Origin of the sequence: Mycoplasmopsis columbinasalis, from assembly GCF_900660705.1 — a bacterium.
In the GTDB taxonomy this organism is placed as follows: domain Bacteria; phylum Bacillota_I; class Bacilli_A; order Mycoplasmatales; family Metamycoplasmataceae; genus Mycoplasmopsis; species Mycoplasmopsis columbinasalis.
This window is the reverse complement of sequence record NZ_LR215043.1, coordinates 68057-89147: the sequence shown is the minus strand read 5'-3', so window position 1 is coordinate 89147 and position 21091 is coordinate 68057. Positions and strand designations below refer to the sequence as shown.

Annotated in this window: 16 protein-coding genes, 2 tRNA genes and 1 other RNA gene; 10 read left to right on the top strand and 9 right to left on the bottom strand. The window is 33.6% G+C overall.

What is annotated here, in order from left to right; all coding sequences use genetic code 4:
- Positions 1-3435 carry a lipoprotein 17-related variable surface protein gene (locus EXC55_RS00250; protein ID WP_129622698.1) on the bottom strand — a complete coding sequence of 1145 codons (3435 nt, stop codon included), beginning with the start codon at positions 3433-3435 and terminating at the stop codon, positions 1-3.
- Between the two features lie 1334 nt (positions 3436-4769).
- Positions 4770-5139, bottom strand: a transfer-messenger RNA (tmRNA) gene (ssrA, locus tag EXC55_RS00245).
- Positions 5140-5663: 524 nt separating this feature from the next.
- Between ssrA and map the strand changes: the two genes are divergently transcribed.
- The 7 genes from map to rplQ are packed head-to-tail and all read left to right on the top strand — an operon-like array spanning position 5664 to position 8925.
- On the top strand, positions 5664-6413 hold the full coding sequence (map, locus tag EXC55_RS00240) for a type I methionyl aminopeptidase (RefSeq protein WP_129622697.1): 750 nt from the start codon (positions 5664-5666) through the stop codon (positions 6411-6413).
- A gap of 4 nt (positions 6414-6417) precedes the next feature.
- On the top strand, positions 6418-6633 hold the full coding sequence (infA, locus tag EXC55_RS00235) for a translation initiation factor IF-1 (protein ID WP_129622696.1): 216 nt from the start codon (positions 6418-6420) through the stop codon (positions 6631-6633).
- 9 nt (positions 6634-6642) lie between these two features.
- The gene (rpmJ, locus tag EXC55_RS00230) at positions 6643-6756 is read left to right on the top strand and encodes a 50S ribosomal protein L36 (RefSeq protein WP_129622695.1); all 114 of its coding nucleotides are present in this window, start codon (positions 6643-6645) and stop codon (positions 6754-6756) included.
- A 3-nt stretch (positions 6757-6759) separates the two neighbouring features.
- Positions 6760-7128, top strand: a complete 369-nt coding sequence (gene rpsM, locus EXC55_RS00225) for a 30S ribosomal protein S13 (RefSeq protein WP_129622694.1) — start codon at positions 6760-6762, stop codon at positions 7126-7128.
- Positions 7129-7137: 9 nt separating this feature from the next.
- Positions 7138-7524 carry a 30S ribosomal protein S11 gene (rpsK, locus tag EXC55_RS00220; RefSeq protein WP_129622693.1) on the top strand — a complete coding sequence of 129 codons (387 nt, stop codon included), beginning with the start codon at positions 7138-7140 and terminating at the stop codon, positions 7522-7524.
- Positions 7525-7555: 31 nt separating this feature from the next.
- Positions 7556-8563 carry a DNA-directed RNA polymerase subunit alpha gene (locus EXC55_RS00215; protein WP_129622692.1) on the top strand — a complete coding sequence of 336 codons (1008 nt, stop codon included), beginning with the start codon at positions 7556-7558 and terminating at the stop codon, positions 8561-8563.
- The gene (rplQ, locus tag EXC55_RS00210) at positions 8563-8925 is read left to right on the top strand and encodes a 50S ribosomal protein L17 (protein WP_129622691.1); all 363 of its coding nucleotides are present in this window, start codon (positions 8563-8565) and stop codon (positions 8923-8925) included. The genes EXC55_RS00215 and rplQ overlap by 1 nt, the downstream gene beginning before the upstream one ends.
- 99 nt (positions 8926-9024) lie before the next feature.
- Here the strand turns inward: rplQ and EXC55_RS00205 are convergent, their stop codons facing one another.
- Positions 9025-9594, bottom strand: a complete 570-nt coding sequence (locus EXC55_RS00205; RefSeq protein WP_129622690.1) for a nucleoside/nucleotide kinase family protein — start codon at positions 9592-9594, stop codon at positions 9025-9027.
- Positions 9595-10446: 852 nt separating this feature from the next.
- Here EXC55_RS00205 and EXC55_RS00200 point away from each other — a divergent pair.
- Positions 10447-11529 (top strand): ATP-binding cassette domain-containing protein, encoded by a 1083-nt coding sequence (locus tag EXC55_RS00200; RefSeq protein WP_165001856.1) that lies wholly within the window; start codon positions 10447-10449, stop codon positions 11527-11529.
- An 81-nt stretch (positions 11530-11610) separates the two neighbouring features.
- Here EXC55_RS00200 and lpdA read toward each other — a convergent pair whose 3' ends face one another.
- The 6 genes from lpdA to rpsB all read right to left on the bottom strand — a co-directional run bounded on the left by lpdA (position 11611) and on the right by rpsB (position 16672).
- Positions 11611-13059: a dihydrolipoyl dehydrogenase gene (gene lpdA / locus EXC55_RS00195; protein WP_197722266.1), complete on the bottom strand. Its 1449-nt coding sequence runs from the start codon at positions 13057-13059 to the stop codon at positions 11611-11613.
- Positions 13060-13554: 495 nt separating this feature from the next.
- Positions 13555-13630 (bottom strand) — tRNA-Lys (locus tag EXC55_RS00190).
- Between the two features lie 25 nt (positions 13631-13655).
- Positions 13656-13741 (bottom strand) — tRNA-Leu (locus EXC55_RS00185).
- A 294-nt stretch (positions 13742-14035) separates the two neighbouring features.
- Positions 14036-14536 (bottom strand): hypothetical protein, encoded by a 501-nt coding sequence (locus EXC55_RS00180; protein ID WP_129622688.1) that lies wholly within the window; start codon positions 14534-14536, stop codon positions 14036-14038.
- A gap of 277 nt (positions 14537-14813) precedes the next feature.
- On the bottom strand, positions 14814-15695 hold the full coding sequence (gene tsf / locus EXC55_RS00175) for a translation elongation factor Ts (RefSeq protein ID WP_197722265.1): 882 nt from the start codon (positions 15693-15695) through the stop codon (positions 14814-14816).
- A 2-nt stretch (positions 15696-15697) separates the two neighbouring features.
- Complete coding sequence (gene rpsB, locus EXC55_RS00170) at positions 15698-16672, bottom strand: 30S ribosomal protein S2 (protein ID WP_129622687.1); 975 nt, start codon at positions 16670-16672, stop codon at positions 15698-15700.
- Between the two features lie 341 nt (positions 16673-17013).
- Between rpsB and EXC55_RS00165 the strand changes: the two genes are divergently transcribed.
- Together EXC55_RS00165 and EXC55_RS00160 are read left to right on the top strand one after the other, a co-directional pair.
- The gene (locus tag EXC55_RS00165; protein WP_129622686.1) at positions 17014-18765 is read left to right on the top strand and encodes an MAG5150 family histidine triad lipoprotein; all 1752 of its coding nucleotides are present in this window, start codon (positions 17014-17016) and stop codon (positions 18763-18765) included.
- Positions 18740-20857: a hypothetical protein gene (locus EXC55_RS00160; RefSeq protein WP_129622685.1), complete on the top strand. Its 2118-nt coding sequence runs from the start codon at positions 18740-18742 to the stop codon at positions 20855-20857. The genes EXC55_RS00165 and EXC55_RS00160 overlap by 26 nt, the downstream gene beginning before the upstream one ends.
- Positions 20858-21091: the final 234 nt, after the last annotated feature.

The window sequence follows — 21091 nt, the reverse complement described above, 5'->3', positions numbered from 1 at the left end:
TTATGATGGAGTGATAGGAACTGTAAAGTCAACTGCTTTTTCTTCAGAAGTTTGACCACTGAGGTTAATTGTAAATTTAAGGGTGGCTTTAGTATCGTCGCTTGTTTTTTTGACAGCGCCATCTTTAAATACTGCTCTGTATCCATCAGCAAGACCATCAAATTTAAAGCCATTTCTTAATTCTTGACCTGAAGCGTCACTATTGTTAAAGGCTGTTACAAACGCATCAACTGATTCTCAGGTTCGACTTTCTGAACCTTTTGGAGTTTGACTAGTTAATTCAGTTGCTTTTGCATCTGCTTTGTTTTTGTTGTCTTGATCTGTGGTTAAGAAACCATTAACTGGTAATTCACCAGTAACTGCAGTTTTACCGCCTTTGGTTAAGGTAGCTTTAACTTTTAAAGTACCTGTCGCATTATCTTGTGAGCTAGCAACAATTTCATAAGTAACAGTGATTCCTGCATCTGGAGCTGGAGCTTGAGTAACACTAAATTTATTTAAATCTGTTGCTTCTGATGGTAAAACTGAAGCTTTGTCTGTGTAGTCAGCACTTGTAATTGCTGCTTTAGCATCATTTACAGCTTTTTGGTCGCTGGTTAAGAAACCACTAACTTCTAATTCATCAGTAACTGCAGTTTTACCACCTTTGGTTAAGGTAGCTTTAACTTTTAAAGTACCAGCATCATTATTTTGTGAGTTAGCAACAATTCCATAAGTAACAGTGATTCCTGCATCTGGAGCTGGAGCTTGAGTAACACTAAATTTATTTAAATCTGTTGCTTCTGATGGTAAAACTGAAGCTTTGTCTGTGTAGTCAGCACTTGTAATTGCTGCTTTAGCATCATTTACAGCTTTTTGGTCGCTGGTTAAGAAACCACTAACTTCTAATTCATCAGTAACTGCAGTTTTACCACCTTTGGTTAAGGTAGCTTTAACTTTTAAAGTACCAGCATCATTATTTTGTGAGTTAGCAACAATTCCATAAGTAACAGTGATTCCTGCATCTGGAGCTGGAGCTTGAGTAACACTAAATTTATTTAAATCTGTTGCTTCTGATGGTAAAACTGAAGCTTTGTCGTCGTAATCAGCACTTGTAATTGCTGCTTTAGCGTCGTTTACAGCTTTTTGGTCGCTAGTTAAGAAGCCATCTAAAGCAACTTCTTTTGATTCAGCAAAAAGTGTACCGCTAGTAACTTTTACTTTAACTTTTAAAGTACCAGCATCATTATTTTGTGAGTTAGCAACAATTCCATAAGTAACAGTGATTCCTGCATCTGGAGCTGGAGCTTGAGTAACACTAAATTTATTTAAATCTGTTGCTTCTGATGGTAAAACTGAAGCTTTGTCTGTGTAGTCAGCACTTGTAATTGCTGCTTTAGCATCATTTACAGCTTTTTGGTCGCTGGTTAAGAAACCACTAACTTCTAATTCATCAGTAACTGCAGTTTTACCACCTTTGGTTAAGGTAGCTTTAACTTTTAAAGTACCAGCATCATTATTTTGTGAGTTAGCAACAATTCCATAAGTAACAGTGATTCCTGCATCTGGAGCTGGAGCTTGAGTAACACTAAATTTATTTAAATCTGTTGCTTCTGATGGTAAAACTGAAGCTTTGTCTGTGTAGTCAGCACTTGTAATTGCTGCTTTAGCATCATTTACAGCTTTTTGGTCGCTGGTTAAGAAACCACTAACTTCTAATTCATCAGTAACTGCAGTTTTACCACCTTTGGTTAAGGTAGCTTTAACTTTTAAAGTACCAGCATCATTATTTTGTGAGTTAGCAACAATTCCATAAGTAACAGTGATTCCTGCATCTGGAGCTGGAGCTTGAGTAACACTAAATTTATTTAAATCTGTTGCTTCTGATGGTAAAACTGAAGCTTTGTCTGTGTAGTCAGCACTTGTAATTGCTGCTTTAGCATCATTTACAGCTTTTTGGTCGCTGGTTAAGAAACCACTAACTTCTAATTCATCAGTAACTGCAGTTTTACCACCTTTGGTTAAGGTAGCTTTAACTTTTAAAGTACCAGCATCATTATTTTGTGAGTTAGCAACAATTCCATAAGTAACAGTGATTCCTGCATCTGGAGCTGGAGCTTGAGTAACACTAAATTTATTTAAATCTGTTGCTTCTGATGGTAAAACTGAAGCTTTGTCGTCGTAATCAGCACTTGTAATTGCTGCTTTAGCGTCGTTTACAGCTTTTTGGTCGCTAGTTAAGAAGCCATCTAAAGCAACTTCTTTTGATTCAGCAAAAAGTGTACCGCTAGTAACTTTTACTTTAACTTTTAAAGTACCAGCATCATTATTTTGTGAGTTAGCAACAATTCCATAAGTAACAGTGATTCCTGCATCTGGAGCTGGAGCTTGAGTAACACTAAATTTATTTAAATCTGTTGCTTCTGATGGTAAAACTGAAGCTTTGTCTGTGTAGTCAGCACTTGTAATTGCTGCTTTAGCATCATTTACAGCTTTTTGGTCGCTGGTTAAGAAACCACTAACTTCTAATTCATCAGTAACTGCAGTTTTACCACCTTTGGTTAAGGTAGCTTTAACTTTTAAAGTACCAGCATCATTATTTTGTGAGTTAGCAACAATTCCATAAGTAACAGTGATTCCTGCATCTGGAGCTGGAGCTTGAGTAACACTAAATTTATTTAAATCTGTTGCTTCTGATGGTAAAACTGAAGCTTTGTCGTCGTAATCAGCACTTGTAATTGCTGCTTTAGCGTCGTTTACAGCTTTTTGGTCGCTAGTTAAGAAGCCATCTAAAGCAACTTCTTTTGATTCAGCAAAAAGTGTACCGCTAGTAACTTTTACTTTAACTTTTAAAGTACCTGCTGCATCATCATCAGCTGTTTTCACAAATTCTGTTGCTCAGCTACCACCAATAGGATGTGCATAAACTTCTTTTCCTGCTTTAGCAACTAACTTAGCAACATCAACTTGTGATGGAAGCACATTTTCTTTAGCGCTTGCTTCTGTACCGTTGTATTCAACAGCTGTAATCTTGGCTGCTTCAGCGTCAACTTCTGCTTGTGTAACGTTTTGAACAGCAGGTTCAGCTTTAAAACCTGTTAAATCTAATTCTTTTGTTAGAGGTGTTTCTGCGCCTTTTTGTACTGAAACTTTAACTTTTAAAGAACCATCAACTGCTAGTCTTGTTGTAATTTCAAAGGCAACTTTTACATCGCTACCAGTTGGAGCCTTGTAATCTGCTTCGCCAGCTTTAAGTTTAAGTTGCTCGTTTGTTACGTCGCTAACTGAAGTGTTAGCTTGGTCTGTTCCAGTGAAAGCTACTGCTGTAATTTTGTCGAGCTCGCCTTGTGCTGTAACTTCTGTTGTTGCGGTTTTACCACATGAAACAGCAACTAATGGTACTGCAACTGTTGCGGCAGTAGCAGACAATAAGAATGAGAATTTTTTGAGTTTCACTTTTCTCTCCTTGTGTATTGATTGAATTATTTTGTAAAGAAATTTCTTGTTGAAAAAATGCTAAAAATTATGCATTTAGCACCTAAGTTTAATCTAGATTGAATTCTTGATCTAGACCTATTTCATAGTTAGATTCGATTAGTGAAATCTACTTTGTTCCTGGAAATTCTTATTTCCAGTGTTTCCAAAATTTAAAAAAAATAATATTTAAATAATTATTTAAACTTTACCAGTTTTAACCGTTAGATTAAAACTTTCTAATTTTTACTTTTTAACTTTTTTGATAAAAATATTTTAACATTCGCTAACATACCCGAAAAAGAATGCTGTAATACCTTTTATATAACGGTAAAGGCTATTATCAATTCCGTGGTAAATTTAAATATATTAATATTTTATTTACCGCATTCATTATACAAAATGTGGCAAAATAAAAAATTTTTTCTGAAGTTAAACTAAATTCAAATTTTTCATATATATTCGTTTTTTGATAGGATTCGTCAACGGAAATAAAAACTTAATGTAAAAACTAGGGATTTATGAAAATTGCAAAATTATTTATCATTTATAATTATTTTTACCACTTTAAAGCATTTTGCAATATCAAGTGCTTTTAAAAAAAAGTTTAAACATTGTTATTTTTATATCTTCTAAAACCAATGAAATTTATTCTTTTGAAAAATTCCATCAATTAAGAAATTATGTGATAAACCAAATTTATTTATGGTTAATTTAACAATTGAAACACATTGATAAAAATGTTCACAAGAGATTACTTAACAATAATACTTCGTATTAAATGAAAATGACTTATGTATTTTTTTGATTAATAAGTGGCAAACTTTAAGTTTATTTCATTTTGCAAAAACAAATGATTTTCCAGTTGTAATTGAGGATTTAAGCAGTTTTATTAATTTTCATATCTTTGCAATTCCATTTTCAAAAAACAATATTAGTGACTTAATTTTTATTTTTTACGAAGTCTAAAAAAATATTTGGTCGTTACTTTGTGATGTAAATTTTTACAAGCATCTGTATTAAAACTTGTGGTACAGCTGCTATTGGTTCGTGAGAAGTTAACAGCTTTAAAGAAAAAAAGATCACAAGTAACTTAAATTAAATTTAGCGAAAAAACCTATTTTATAGACTTAAACTAAAATAATAATTTTTTTAAATTCAAATTAAGTCAGAAAAAGGTCCTTTCAACTTTTATTATATGCTTTCATTTTCAGCAAAAAAACGCGCTAAATATATGCTTTTGTCACATTCTTTTTTGTATTTTGTTAAGACAAAAATTCACGAAAAAAACTTGCTTTAGGCAAGTTTATATCACTTGGTGGAGATGACGGGAATCGAACCCGCGTCCATAAATTAAGTCATTAACTACACTTTTTACAGTTTAGTTTATTTTGAAAAAGATAAATTAATTAGAAATAAACAAAAACTTCAATTTATCAATACTTTAACATTAGTATTAGACGAGATCTAAACCAACTTAAAGAAGCGTTCTCTTTCTTTAAGCCACTTGCTGCTATTTACTAAGCAAAAGCAAGATTTGCTGAATATGCATTTGCATAAGCAAATGCTGGAAGTTTAACTTCCGCTTTTTCTTCGTTTGCGATTCTAAAAGCCTAGAAAGCATTATAGTCTGCCACACTACTGATGTAATTAATTCCTAAAGTATGTCGAGACCATTTCATCCCCGTTTTTGTTTGCAATTATATGTCAAAGCTAAAGTCATTGCAAAAAATAGAGACAAAATTAAAAAAAATTTTGCTAAAAGTTTTTGCTTTTAATTATTTTTTTTACATTGTTAACTTAGAAAACTCTTGGTTTTGAAACTAGAAATTATGACGACAACTACTAGTTTTATTAATATTGTTAGCCGCTAGAATAGTTTCAAATTTATGTACCCACATAATTTAGTTAAAACGTATTTATTATTTTAATTCGTAATTCTTCATTAAAGTTTTAAGCTAGTGTTAACTTTTGATTTAGTTTTGAATAAGTTTTTCAAAATTCAAAAAGCATTTTTAACTAACATAACATAAAATGAAACTTTATTTTAGCGAAATAGTCAAAATAGTGCTATAATGCACACACTAGCAAACAGTAGCTACGGAATATTTTTCCGTTTTTTTCGTTTTCTAGTAAAATTTATAAACTTTGTTACGTTTTTTATTTAAAGTAATTAAACATTAAACAAAGTGAATAAAGAAAGGCACACAATGATTACAATTAAAAGCCCAGCTGAAATTGAAAAAATTACTAAAAGTTGTGCCATTCTGGCAGAAGTCAAACAAGTAGTTTATGACTTTATAAGACCAGGCGTTTCATTAAAAGAAATAGATTCAATCGCTTTTAATGAAATTGTAAAGAGAAATGCAACCCCTGCCTTTAAAGGTTTATATGGTTTCCCAGCCACAGCTTGCATTTCAGTAAACGCAGAATTGATTCACGGTATCCCTACAAATTATGTGCTTAAAAATGGTGACTTAGTTAGTGTTGATTTAGGTTGCATTTACCAGGGATACAACAGTGATAGTGCTTTCACAAAAAGCGTGGGAACTATCACTCCAGCTAACCAAAAATTAATTGATGTTGCCCAACAAGCCTTTGAAGCAGGTTTAAATGCGATCAAGCCTGGTGCGAGGGTTGGTGACATTAGTTTTGCAATTGGTCAAGTAATTAAACAAAACCACCTTTACACACCGTCTAATTTTTGTGGACACGGCATTGGTTTAGCCTTGCACGAAGATCCAGAAGTTCCAAACGATGGTGTTCCTGGCACAGGTGCTTTGCTTCGTGATGGCATGGTAATTTGCATTGAACCAATGATTTTGCAAAAAGATGCCAGAACTTACATAAAACCAGATGGTTGAACAGTTGTAGCTAAGTCAGGCTTAAATTCAAGTCACTACGAACACACTGTACTCATCAAAGACGGTAAAGGTGTAGTTTTAACGAAAGGAATTTAATTTAGTGGCCAAAGATGCTATTAAACTAAAAGCTGTTGTTACACAAGCTCACTCAATGGATGAATATGAAGTTGAACTTGAAAACGGCACTAAAATCAAAGCTCACATCTCGGGTAAAATGAGAGTTAACAAAATCAGGATTTTACCAGGAGATACAGTGGATGTAGAAATGAGTCCCTATAATTTAAATTTAGGACGCATTACCTACAGACATAAATAAGGAGAATTTATGAAAGTTAGAGCAAGTGTTAAAAAAATGTGTAAAGATTGTAGAATTATCAAGCGTAAAGGCATTATTAGAGTAATTTGCCAATTGCCAAAACACAAACAAAGACAAGGATAGAAAATGGCTAGAGTTCTAAATATTGAAATCCCAAACAATAAACGTATTGTTATTTCACTTACCTATATCAAAGGTATTGGAAAGCCAACTGCACAAGAAATTTGTGCTAAAGCGAAAGTAGATGAAAGTATTCGTGCTAAAGATTTAACTGAAGAACAACTTAGTGCAATTCGTGAAGCTGCTAAAGATTACTTAACCGAAGGTGATTTGAACCGTGAGGTAACATTAAACATCAAGCGTTTAATGGAAATTAAATGCTACCGTGGCATTAGACACCGTAAAGGTTTACCAGTAAGAGGCCAATGTACACAAAAGAACGCACGTACACGTAAGGGTCCTCGGAAAACAGTGGCTGGTAAAAAAGGTAAATAGGAGTAAATTATGGCTAGAAAAACTAAAAAGAAAAATATCACTAATGGTATTGCTCACATTCACTCAACCAACCAAAATACTATTGTAACCTTTACAGACGAAGCTGGTAATGTTATTTCATGAAGTTCATCAGGTGCAATTGGCTACAAAGGTTCTAAGAAAAAAACTCCTTATGCTGCCTCACTAGCTGCGCAAGCTGCTGCTGAAGCTGCCAAGGAACACGGTTTAAAAACAGTTAAAGTTAGACTTAAAGGTTTAGGTGCAGGAAAAGATTCAGCGCGTAAACAAATTGAAGTTGCAGGTATTACAGTTACTGAAATTAAAGATGTTACTCCAGTTCCACACAATGGAACCAGACCTCCAAAACGTGTTCTTAAGCGTGAAAAACAAAGATAATCAATTGAAATTTGCGAATTAGGAGCTAATTATGGAAAAAATGAACAAATTGACTTATGAACAAATTAAAGATTCACAAAGTCAAAACAAAAACGTTGCCACTTTTAGTTTAAAACCTTTAGAAAGAGGTTTTGCTAATACGCTTGGTGTGCCCTTGCGGAGAGTGTTATTATCTTCAATTACTGCTCTTGCAGTGTTTGCAGTTAAAATTGAAGGTGTTAACCATGAATTCCAAACCATCCCTGGCGTGGAAGAAGATGTGGTACGTTTGATCTTAAACTTACGCAAAATTAAATTCCAATACGACCCAAGTTTAGTTAATGACGATGAAATTATCAAAGTGACTTTAACTTCACCAAATACTGGCGAAATTACTTCACGTAACCTTGAGGTAAACAACTTAAACATTGAAATCATCAACAAAAGTGAGAAAATTGCCACTGTGACCAAGGCGAATGCACTCACACTCGAAATGTTCTTACGTCCAGGCCGTGGTTTTGTACCTGCTGACGACAACAAAAAAATTATTGCCCAGTCAAACTTTTTGGCTCGTGCAAACTCAAGTATTAAGTCAGGTGCTTTCATTCCAACTGACTCAAACTTTTCACCAATTCAAAAAGTAAACTATGAAGTGTTACAACTTAACACTTCAAGTCCCAAAATTGAAGAAGAATTGCGTTTTACCATCGAAAGTAATGGCGCCATTGATCCTAAATTTGCCATTCAACAAGCTTGTGAAATCTTGATTGGTCACTTTCAGGTAATTGGTTCTGTTGATGATCTCAAAGTAGAAATTTTCCTTGAAGAAAAAGAAGTTAAAGCCAAAGAAGAAGAAAACGACATTGATATTTCTCAACTACAGTTATCAGTTCGTTCATTGAATGCACTAAGAAGAATTGGCAAAACCAAACTTTCTGAAATTGCAGATATGACACAAGAACAACTCGAACAAACTAAAAACTTAGGGCGTAAATCAATTGATGAAATTATTAACATACTTAAAGAAAACGGTCGTGATCTAAGAAAAGGAGAAGAATAATGGCAAACCCAACACAAATTTACAGTCGTAATACTAAGTGAAGAAGAGGTGTAATGCGCACTCTTACTTCAGAACTTATCAAGCATGGTCGCATTACTACTACTTTAACTCGTGCTAAAGAACTACGTAGACATGTAGAAAGAATGATTACCAAAGCCAAAAACCCTACTTTAGCAAATCGCCGTTTAGCAGCTGCTTACCTTAGACCAACTTTAGTTAGCGAAAAAGAAAATGTGTTACAACACTTATTTAAAACAGTAGCTCCTCGCTACAAAGAACGTAAGGGTGGTTACACACGTATCTACAAATTAGCTTCGCGTCGTGGCGACAATACTCGTATGGCAATTATTGAATTAGTTTAGTATTTACACATTGCTTTGAAGCTTAAATTCACACAATCTTCATTCATAAAATAATCATTAAAAGAACATTCGAGCGAATGTTCTTTTAAAAATTCATTTTTAAGCCTTAACTATTTTTGTTACTTGCGCAAATAACTCCTCAATTGTCGAACTGTTTGCAATTATGTGTGTTGCTATATCCTTTATTTTGTCAACTTTGTGCAGAAATTTTAAGTTCTCTTTCTCTTCAAAAAGATTTAGAAAATCATCATAACTAATTTGTTTTATTTTGCTTAGTTTAGAATATTCTCTTGCAATTCTTTTTTGCTTTTCTGCTTCTATATAGAAACAATAAGTCTGTGGATGGATTGCTTTAATTCCCTTAAAAAGTTCTCCTCGATGTAAAGATTCTAATGAAATGTTTTTACCTTCAGCTATTTCTAACAATTTTTCCAAAAATAAATTGTAAATGTTGGGTTTGTTGTAGATCTCATTTAATAAGTCATCTAATTCATATTTGCTATATTGTGAAAAATCAATTTTATAAAAATCCTTGAGTAGCAATTTTTCTACATGGATAATTTTAATCCTTTTAAAATTTAATTTTTCTTCTAAAAACATTCCTACTGAGCTTTTACCACATTCGCTTAGACCAGAAAGAAAGACAATTTTTAAATCACTAGTGTGCATAAAGAAACCTTCAAAAAATCTATTTTTTTATTTATATTATAATTTGCATATGAATTGATGTTAACTCTTTTGTTTTTGATTTTGTAACTTTATTTGCGTTTTTTGTTTTCGAGCAGAAATAAAAAATAAAAAATAACGAAGCAATTAATCTGCAGAAGCTTTTAAATTTAACATAAAAACTTGTTCTTCAAAGTTTATATTGCCTCGTAAGTTAAATTCTTACTTTTGTGACAATAAACTAAAACCTTTAAAGTTTTAGTCTCTTACTGCCGCAATTTAATTTTGTTTACAGCCAATTTACAAAAATATTAGTCAAAAAGAAAATACGAAATAAACCTAAAAGTAGAAAGGAAGATAAATATATATCATGAAAAAAAGCGTGCTGAAAATAAATAAGCGAGAAAAAACCTATACATTTATCTATGCATCATTGATTGCTGTTTCTGCGGTAATTCTTTATATTCCATCGCTATTTTTGCAAAAATAGACATTACCAACAATGCTGTTTATTTGTTAATTATCTTTTTTCTAGGTTATTTTTTCGCTAAACTTGTCACAAGTTTTTTATCAATGTGAATTGGAGAATTAATAAAAGCAAAGATAGAAAGATCTTTTAAATCAAAAATATTTCAAGATATTTTGAATCTAAAAATAGACAGATTACGTAATATTGATTTTAGTTTTGTTTCGATTAACACCTCAAAACTTATTAAAGTTTATTCCAATTCATTTGTGAATATTATTGAAAGCGTTGTTTTCTGCATTTCCTCATTTTTATATGCATTTATATATATGGGTTTAGAAAGTTACATACTGTGTGTTTTTTCAATCTCGATAACTTGCTTATGAGTTATGTTTGCTTATTTGATTAAGCCAATTTTTATAAAAAATCAAAGAAAACTATTCAAATTTGAGTCAGATTTTCAAAATGAAACTTTCAAATTTTTAAAAGCATCTGAAACTATCAAACAAATTGCTAAAACAAGTTTTTTGAAAGCAAAAATTGATAATGAAAACAAGAAACTTTATTCTCAATTTAAGAAAGTAGGCCTTTGAAAATCATTTAATTCTTCGCTTACGACGATCTTTTTCGCAATTAGTCAGATCGGTTTAATTGTGTTGGCAACTTATTTAATGCAACGTAACTTGCTTAAAAATACGAACTCACTTTCATCAATCATTTATATTTCCGGCTTATTATCTGTACCTATGGTTCGCATTGAAAAACTATTTTTCTATCGCGTTGATTTCCTAACTGCTAAATTAAAAATTTCAAAGATTTTTGCTAATTCAAATGATATTGCTAGAACTGATAGAATTAATTTAGCTTCACTAAATTCATTAACATTTATTGATTTTAAATATGACTTAAAAAATGTGCACATTAGTATTCCTAAATTTGAAATTTCAAAAGGTGATCGTGTCAAAATATCTGGGAAATCTGGCAGTGGTAAAACAACTTTATTAAGACTATTGATGAATGAAGATCAAAGTTATCAAGGCAAAGTTTTGGTTAATGATGAATTAACATTGCATGATGCAGCGCCTAAAATTACATACATTAGTCAAAACGAATCCCTTTTACCAGTTTCATTGTTACAAAATATTACTTTGAGTAATGAAAATACCGAAAACGAGAAAGAGAAAGTTCGTCAAATCATAAGTGAAGTTGGTTTAGCTCATAAAACCAACGATTTAAATCAAAGCATTGAAACCTTTTCATTAGGTGAGCAAAAACGCGTGGAGATTGCTCGTGCATTGTACTTTGATGCGCAACTTTATATTTTCGACGAAGCTTTCACTGGCATTGATTTTGCTACCAAAAATGCAATAATTGAAATAATCAAGGAAAAAATCAAGGACAAAATTTTCATTTTCGTGACACACGATAACAACCTTAACTTACACAACAAGGAAATTTGTGTGAGCGAGTAAGTGAGTGCTTCTACCTTATTAAGATATAGAAAAAGAGTGCCTGCTAAAAGTTGCTTAGGCACTCTTTTTGTTTCAAAAGAATTATTTCTTGTGTTCTAAGTGTAGTTTAAGTGCAGCGGCACGAGCACATTCTCAGATGATTTCTGAGAAGGTTGGGTGTGGGTGAATTGTGTGAGTTAAGTCAAAAACAGTTAAACCTTTTTCAATTGCTAAGGTAATTTCTGCGATGTAGTCAGTTGAGTTAGCACCGATAATGTGACCACCAAGAATTTTACCGTCTTTTTTGTCAACAACTAACTTTGCAAAACCAGTAGTTGCTTTAGCAGCAATCGCTTTACCAAGGAAACCGAATGAGTATTTTGCACTAAAGGCGTCAATACCTTTTTCCTTAGCTTGTTCTTCAGTTAAACCAGTGAATGAAATTTCTGGGTGAGTGTAGATGCAGCCTGGAATTGGTTTGTTTTTGTACACAGTGTCAAAACCTAAAATGCTTTCTACAGCAGTAATAGCGTGTTGGTAAGCCACGTGTGCTAACATTGCTTGACCAGTTAAGTCACCAATTGCGTACACACCTTCTACATTAGTTCTCATGTGTTGGTCAACAACCACTTCACCACGAGCACCAACTTCAATACCAACTTCTTTCAAACCTTGTGAGTTTGGAATTCTACCTACAGCAATTAAGTACACATCAGCTTTGATCGTGTGGTCAACGCCGTCAACTGAGTAAACTAGTTCGTTGTTAGCGTTAAGTTCTTTAGTTTGAGCATTGTAAATAATGTTTACACCGCTTGAAGTAAGAACTTTAGTCATTTCTTTGATTGCATCTTTGTCGATACCCATCAAAATTGAGTCGGTGTTTTGTAAGATGGTAACTTGGGCACCAGCTGTTTTGAATACTTGTGCAAATTCAACTCCAATAACACCACCACCAACAATGGCAATTGACTTAGGCAATTTTGAGTCATAGTTAATTGCTTGTTTTGAAGTAAGAGCAATGTTTGCTTCGTAAGCTTTTTCAAAACCAGGTAACATTGTAAGTTTACGTGCGTGGCTTCCCATTGCTAAAATCATATTTTTAGCTTTGTAAACTTTACCATTTACTTCAATTACGTGTGGGCTTAAAAATTTAGCTTCACCAAATTCAGTAGCAACTTTTGAACCTTTCATAAGCATTTGCACACCTTTGGTAAGTTGGTCTACAACTTTGTATTTTCTTTCGTGCATTTTAGCTCAGGTTTGTTCAAAGTCAATTTTAAGATCGCCTAAGTTGCCAATTACACCATATTCACCTGCGTGTGCGATGGTTTCAAGTACTTCAGCGCTTTTAAGTAAAGTTTTGGTTGGAATGCAACCAACATTAAGACACACTCCACCTCAAAATTCTTTTTCTACAATTAAGGTTTTAAGACCTTGTTTACCAGCTTCTTCGGCTGCTAAGTAGCCGCCAGGACCACTACCTACGACAATCACATCAAACTCAGCATCGATTTTAACGTTACATGCTTTACATTCTTTGCATTCTGACATAACATTCTCCTTATTTTCTACTTCTACTAATGATTAATTACACTTAGTGCAGTTACTGCAGTTTCTTTCGGCAGCTGGTTTTGCTGCACAAGCGTTAGTGTTTTTGCATTCTGTGCAGTTTTGGCAAGTTTTTACTTCAACTTTTGCTTTTTCACAAGCACAACTTTTACTTTTACAATTTGACATTTTTTTCTCCTTTAAACCAGGTGTTATTTTCCTTACTGAGAAATTGTGAATTTTGGCAAAAAGTGTAATTTTGACTATTTTTTTGTATCAAAAGTGTATTTTTTGCAAAATAAGTTTTTAAGGTAAATCACTATTAATCAATAATTAACTAAATTATAATTCAATATAAACTAAACATAAGATTTTTCAAAAAATGTAACTTTTTCTGTAAAAAAATAACTGTTTTAAACACATTTTGTTGAACAAATTTCTGTGCAAATTAATAAAAAAGTAGCGTTTTCACGCTACTCTAAGTCAGTAAAACTGAAATGGTACGCCCAAGAGGATTCGAACCTCTGACCCAATGGTTAAAAGCCATTTGCTCTACCTACTGAGCTATGGGCGCATTTGGTGTAACTAGTTGTTACATTTGGTACCCAGAACTGGACTTGAACCAGCACGAACTAACGTTCGAGGGATTTTAAGTCCCTTGCGTCTACCATTCCGCCACCTGGGCAACTGACATAACTCAAAATTTATTTAATTTTTTGTGCCATATAATATTACTATATTTTTTTATTTTTATAAGTAATTTTTTAATTTTTTTTACGTTTATTTTCTTACAAGGGAATTCCACAAAAATAATGCTATTTTATGTAGAAAATAAACACAAAAAGAATACCTAAGTTCGCAAAAATCGAAAAAGCAACGTGCAGAACGTTGCTAATAAATAGAAAAAACAGTAAAACGTGTGTGATAAAAATTAGATTAGCGATAACTGGTTCAAAAAGAATCTAAAAGGATTTGTGAATTATTGATTTTTGCTTTGTGCTTTGCGTTTAATAATAACTAAACGAGGCAGCTTTGCTTCTTCACCGCGTAAACGTTCTGAAAGTTGTTGAACAATTTCGAGTTGATTTTTAAGGCCAAGAAAAGGCAATTTCGTAATTATTAAATCATCAGTTTGAAGCTGCGAACGAAGATCAAAGTAATTAATTCGGTAAATTGTATCTAAGTCCACACCGGCAATAGTTTCAATTTTAGTGAGTTCGCCGTTTTCACTTAAACCTAAGTCGGTTTGAACTTGTACAATATGCTTTTGTGCGGTTTCTGACGCATTTATTGCATTGACACAAGCGAGAAAAAAGACATCATTTTCTTCTTCAGCAATTAAAACAATTGACTTTTTATCTGTTTGGGCGCCAAAAACTTTAGCACAAAAGTCAGCTTTAACTTCGAGCGGTTTTAAAATAGGTAAAGCGAAGTTATACTGTGTTTGTAAGTTGGTAACAGTTTGAGTATTAGTATTCACGAATCTCCTTAGTAGTTTAAAAGTAATATTTTTTTGAACCAAAATAATGATAGAACTTTCTAACTTTAAGTTGTAATTGATAGTTTTTCCTTTTTATGGGCTTTGTTACTAAGAAAGTGGCAAAAGTAAAAATTTTAGCTTCAAACTTAAGCCTAAGTTGAGTTTTTTAGTTAGCACTAAATTTCAAGTTGTTAGCAACTAATTTTTTAGGTCTGTTTGCGGCATAAAAAAACGGACTTTCACAAGCCGTTTTTTAATTCTTAGTTAGAGTATAAGTTTATTTGTTACCCATTTGTGCTGCTACTTCAGAAGCAAAGTCACTTACAACTTTTTCAATTCCTTCACCAACTGAGTAACGTACAGCTTCAACTAGGGTTGATTGGTGGTTAGCAAGGTATTTTTCGATTGAAACTGAATCATCAATCATAAATGGTTGTTTCACCAAAACTACTTCAGAAAGTTTTTTATCAAGTGAACCTTGTAAAATTCTTTCTTGAATAGCCGCAGGTTTATTTTCGAAACCTGCAGGTTTTACAAACTCAGCTTTGAAAGTTTCGATTCTTGCTTGTGGAACATCATTTACAAAAATAAATTCAGGTTTCATTGCTGAAAGGTGCATTGCAACGTTTCTTGCGCTTTCAGCGTGGTTACCCTTCACTTTTACAATTGCACCAACTTGACCGTTGATGTGAACGTATGAACCTAAGATTTCGCCAGCATGCGCTTCAACTATGTTAAATCTTCTAAATGAGATTTTTTCACCGATAGTTGCTGTTAAGTTATCTACGAATTCGTGTAAAGGTTCCTTGTTAACTAACACATTGCTTACGTCAGCGTCGTTTTTAACTTTGGCGTCAAAAAGTGCTTTTGCAATTAAATCAAGTGCTGCTTTGAATTTTTCGTTTTTTACCACGAAATCAGTTTCACAATTAAGTTCAACAATTAAAGCACGGTTGTGGTCACCAAAAATTGAAACTAAACCTTCAGCTGACACACGGCCTGACTTTTTGGCGGCTTTAATTTTGCCATTGCTTTTTAATCAAGTAATTGCTTTTTCAGCGTCTCAGTCAGAAGCTTCAAGAGCTTTTTTAACATCAACCATTCCACCGTTAGTTCTTTCACGAACTTCTTTAATTAAGGCTAATTTGTCCACTGCCATTCTTAATCCCTCTTTTCTTCTTTATCTTTTGCTACAACTTCGCGATTGACTGCAGCATCAGTGTTGTTGTTTCTGTTGTTAAAACCTTCTCTGTTGTAAGGTCTACGAGGTTGGAATTGTGATCTTTCTTTTCTTTCTGATTCGTATTTTGGCAACACAATTTGGTCGTCATCTTGGTATGCATATTTAGCTTTACCGCCTCTTGCAGTTGCGATTGCATCAGCTAAAATAGTAATAATTACATTAATACTTTTTGCTGAGTCATCGTTAGCTGGAATACCAAAGTCAACTGAATCAGGGTCAGTGTTTGAGTCAAGTAAACCGATTACTTTTACTCCTTTTTTACGTGCTTCCTTAACTGCAATTTCATCGTCCATTGGGTCAGCAACAATCATAAAGTTAGTTGTACCTTGCATTTTTCTAATCCCTTCAAGATTAGCTTGTAACTTTTTAAGTTTCTTTTCAAGGTCTAAAACTTCTTTTTTGGTACGGTTTGGGAAACCTTCAGCTGCCATTTTTTCAAGGTCTTCCATTGCTTTCACACGTTTTGAAATTGTTGCAAAGTTAGTAAATGTTCCACCAAGTCATCTTTCAGTTACATAAAAACTGTTTGTTCTAAGGGCACTTTCTTTAATAGTTTCCTTAGCTTGTTTTTTCGTACCAACAAAAATGAATGTGGTTCTTGGGTTTGACGCCATTTTGTTTAAAAGTTTGTAAATGAATTCCAAACGTTTTACAGTTGAAGCTGAGTCAATGATGTGAATACCTCTTTTTGTTTGTGGCAATAAAAAGTCCTTCATTTTAGGGTTTCAAAGACTCGACTTGTGACCAAAATAGGTTCCTGCTTCCAAAAGTTTTTCTTTTGAAATAATTGGTTTTTTGTTTTCTTCTGCTGCAGGCGCTGCTGCTTTAACTTCAGTTGTTGTTTTAGCTACTTTAGCTTCTTCAACTAAGTTTTTTTCTACTTCTTGATTCATATAAGATTTTTTTCCTTTAGTTTGTTAGTCTTCCCATTGTTTCGAACACCTAGCACCATAATTATTGTGGCACACCCAAGTGAATTCGCAATGGTGTTTAAAATAAAAAAATGAATTTAAAAATTCTTTTGAATTTTATCACTAAAAAATAATTAGTATTAATATATGTTTAGTTTTAACGAATTTTTTGCAGTTTGTTTTGTTTCAAGAACTTTAGTGGTTCCAATCACATTGAATTTGTGACTTAAGATATAATTTGATTACTTTGACGCTTGAATCGTGTTGTTTTTGACAACATATTTTTCTTTTTAATTAAATTATTAAACAGGAGAACCTTCAGATTGAAAAAATATTCAAAATTTATCTTATTGCCACTTTTGGCACTTTCACCTGTGACTTTGACTGTCGCATGCAGTAAAAGCGAAACAGAAACAAAAACAACCTCATCAACAACAGAATCAACAACACCCGAATCTACAGTTCAAAATTGAAGTTTTACCACTAAAGAACAAGCTCGTCAAGCGTTGCAAACTTACTATCAACAAATGAAAGAAAATTTTACTTACAAAGTAAAAAACGGTTCAACTGCAGCGTTTGAAACTTACCAAAATAGTGCACAAACAAGTGCTTTGGTTAACCTTGAAGCAGCGCTACGTTTAATTTTTGCTGACAAGGAACTTTTTGACCAAGACCGTCCTGACGCTGACTTGGCAACTAATTTTAATTTGTTTAGCGAATTTCAAAAAATACAAACTAATAAGTTACAAACTTTAGAACTCGACCCTCAAGTGCGTCAATACTTTGTTGGAAATAATCAACAACAAGGTACTTTCTTTGAAATTCTTAATGTTTTAGATGCTTTTGCTAGAGATCTTAAAGCTCAAATTCACACAGACAGCATTGACATACATAATTTTTTAAACTCAGACACACTGAATGCAAGCCGCGTGCTACAAGCTTTACAAACTGAGCAAACAATTACGCAAGCTAAGTGACAAGATAATATCAAGTTTGACTTTCAAACTGTGGCTAGCAAAATTGCGAATTTAACGCCAAGTGATTGAAACAGAACTGAAGCAAATTATCAACTTATTACTTATTCAAACCAAAATGACCAAGCAGCGCAAAACAATCACCACCATTCGCACGCCTTAGGAAATATGGTTTATGAATTTTATTTAATTCTTAATGCCATTAAAAATACAAAAACAACATTTTTAACTCACAAAAATGCTTTATTACAACAAATTAGTGATGCAGACACCAAAGCAGAATTAGAAAAAGTATTCACTAAATATGAACAACTCGCTGACTTTAGTGACTTACAACTTTTTAAAAGTTATGGTCTAGCTGCCAAAACAGCTGTTGAAACACTCAAAACAGCTTTAAGAGCAGTTGCGACTGTGATTCACTTAGACCAAGCGAGTGTTACTGCTGCCTTAGTTGATCCAGCTTTAGCTGATGGAACGAGCGCTATGACACAGCCTACGCAGCCGCAAGAATCTGCTGCCTCAACACCAAGTTCACCAGAATCAAGTGACCAACCTACGCACACTACAACACCAGAAGAAACTCCACCAGTGGTAACTCCAAAAACGCAAATGCAAATTGCTGTAAGTGCAAGTGCTGAAGGTTTAGGTTATTTCCCAACTACGATGCAAAAACTTTTCCAAAAAGCTACCACTAAAGCAGAAATTCTTGCGTTACTGCAAAAATTTATTTACGACCAACTTGATTCTGAAGTGCTTACCGCACAGACGCTAACATATAATGATGCTAAATCAGCTTTTGTTGATTTTGATGATGCGGTGCACTCGCGACAAGCAAAAGTTGTCCTCGAAACACCAACAAAAGAATTTGCATTTACTATTAACAACGCCGGGCTCAATAATACTTACAATCAATCCCAACATGAATTTAAATCAGCAACTTACAATTACTTTTGAGACGGAGACTTAGTCATTGAAGGCATTGCGAGTTCCCCAGCTGCCACTAATCCAAATGAACCAGGTCTTGAGACTAAAATTAGTGCTGAAGTAACAGCACAAAAAAACTTTCAAAGGCCAAATGGGCGTGTTACAAAAATACTTTAAAGTTACTTACCGCATAAATCCCGAATATGACTATAGCATAGATGCAGGCACACACGCACATCCAAATGAATTGCATTATGTTTTTAGTCGTTTACAAAAAGGAGCAAGCGAAAGTAAAAGACAATATGTCTCGAATGTAATTAAAAACATTGGTCGGCCAAGCGATTATGTAGATGATCATAGCGAAGGATGAAATAATACCAACCAACAGGCAACTTACCAAATTGGCTCACTTACTTTTACCCAGGCACTTACTCCCCTTGGAAAATCAACTACTGCGGAAGACTTTATTGCTGGCGCCAAAGCAATTTGAAGTTCAATTGAACCTGCTTATGCTAAATATAATAACCAAGCACTACTTGACTATATGCGCAAATATTTCCGCATTGATGGTAAGTTCGAACCAAGTTTGTACGACATTTACTTTGACTTTGACACCACGCACGCTCATGGTTTAAGCAATGTCCACTTTTACTACAAATTAATCGACAAAACAACTGGTCAAACCACTGCCAAAGCTTTTGGGATTAACTATTGAGCTTCAGAATTTCGTGTAGGCGAATATATTTTTCCTAAAACAGCCGCTACAAGTACACACGACGACACAAGTTTGGCAAGTGAACCACAAAAACTGCTCCGTGACCAAGCTTTGTATACTTCAAGATGAGATTTTATTAACTTGTTAGCTAATGCACAAGACAACAAAACTGACTTTATTAATCATCTTAAAGATTTCTTCAAGCTAGGCTCAGTTGAAAATGCTACCAGTGAATTAGTTGGTATTGACAAAGAACAAACCTTACGAGCCAACCCCTTCCAACTTGACTGAAGCACACTCACAATTAACAAAAACGAATCAAGTGCAGACAACCAAGCTGGTACACTTACGCTTGTATTTGATCTTAAAAATCTTTATACCGGAACAGTAGAAAAAGTTACGCATACGATTTATGGTTTTGTCACAGAAAACATGCTCACCCGAAATCTAGTAAAAAATAATTTCTTTACTAGTGTTTTTGACGGTGAACTTACACTCACGCCGTTAGTTGACTTAGTTTCTAACCAAAGCAAAGGGTTAGCACAAAATATTTTGACAAATTTAAGACGTTTGGAAAATTTTGCTGACCAAGTCGCTTATCTCCAAGCTGACCTTGGTTTAGGTGATTTAAACTTTAAGCCTGCCGCGGATGCAACCTATACGTTCGCACTTGATGCAAGTAAAATTGTGTCAGATGAACATAATCCTAATTTAGAAGTGTTGGAATTAGTTGTGACGCGTACACAAAACCAACAAACCCAGCAAGCTACGATCAAAATTCGTGGTTTAAATGGCGCTAAGAGTGTAAGTCCGACTGGTAAAATGTCGTATTTGGCAAACCAATTGCAAGTGGATACTTATGTGCAACCTACTTCTTATTTAAATTACGAAGAAAACACCCCTACCGACATTAGTCGTGCTCGTACTAAGTTATTACCAACAGCAGTGTTAACAAATTTGGTTTCTGAATCTGTAGATGAAACAATCGACAATTTTTATGACAGAGACATTGCTTCCTTTGAAAATAAATTTGCTTACCAGCAAGCCGACTTTAGTAACAGACACAAGTTGGTATTAATGTTGATTGAAGAAGATAAACAAACCAAAGCACGTACGCTTCGTAAAGTAGAAATTGATAACTTTGGTTTGTATCGTCAGTTGGGAACTATGCTCCTTACAACTAATGCTGCTCAAGACAACAAAGAGAATGCTGCTTACCTTGGCATCACAACAACTGATGATGACCACAATTTAAGTTTTAAACTTAAAACGCTACCAACAGAAAATAAAGCTAAAATGCATGAAATTTTGCACATTCTTGAACTTGATAATGTTTTAGGTTTTAAAATTTTTACCACCAATAATTCTGGTGAAAAACAATTGCAAACAACTTTGTTTGCAGCAGACGATACTTTGTTAGAAAACGCACGTTTAGTGGATGCTAAAGCCATCAAAGTACGAACTAAAGATTTGTTAAGTTTAACTTTTGCTCTGAAAACAGGCACTGATAATAGTGAAAAACTTTTACCGATTTTGATTTCACTTAAGGATTAAAAAAAACACGGTTACTCAAAACATCCAGCCGGATGTTTTTATTATATTTCCCCCTTTTTACTGTAATCTATTTAAATAACTAAATTGGTTCTCAACTAATAAGAACTAAAATTACTTACCAAAAATGGACACTTAGTATTTTGCTGATGAATTATGATAAAGAGAATAAAATTAACATAAGAAAATGATGCAAAAACATAAAAAGTGCATCTGTATGTAGATAAAGAGGAAAAC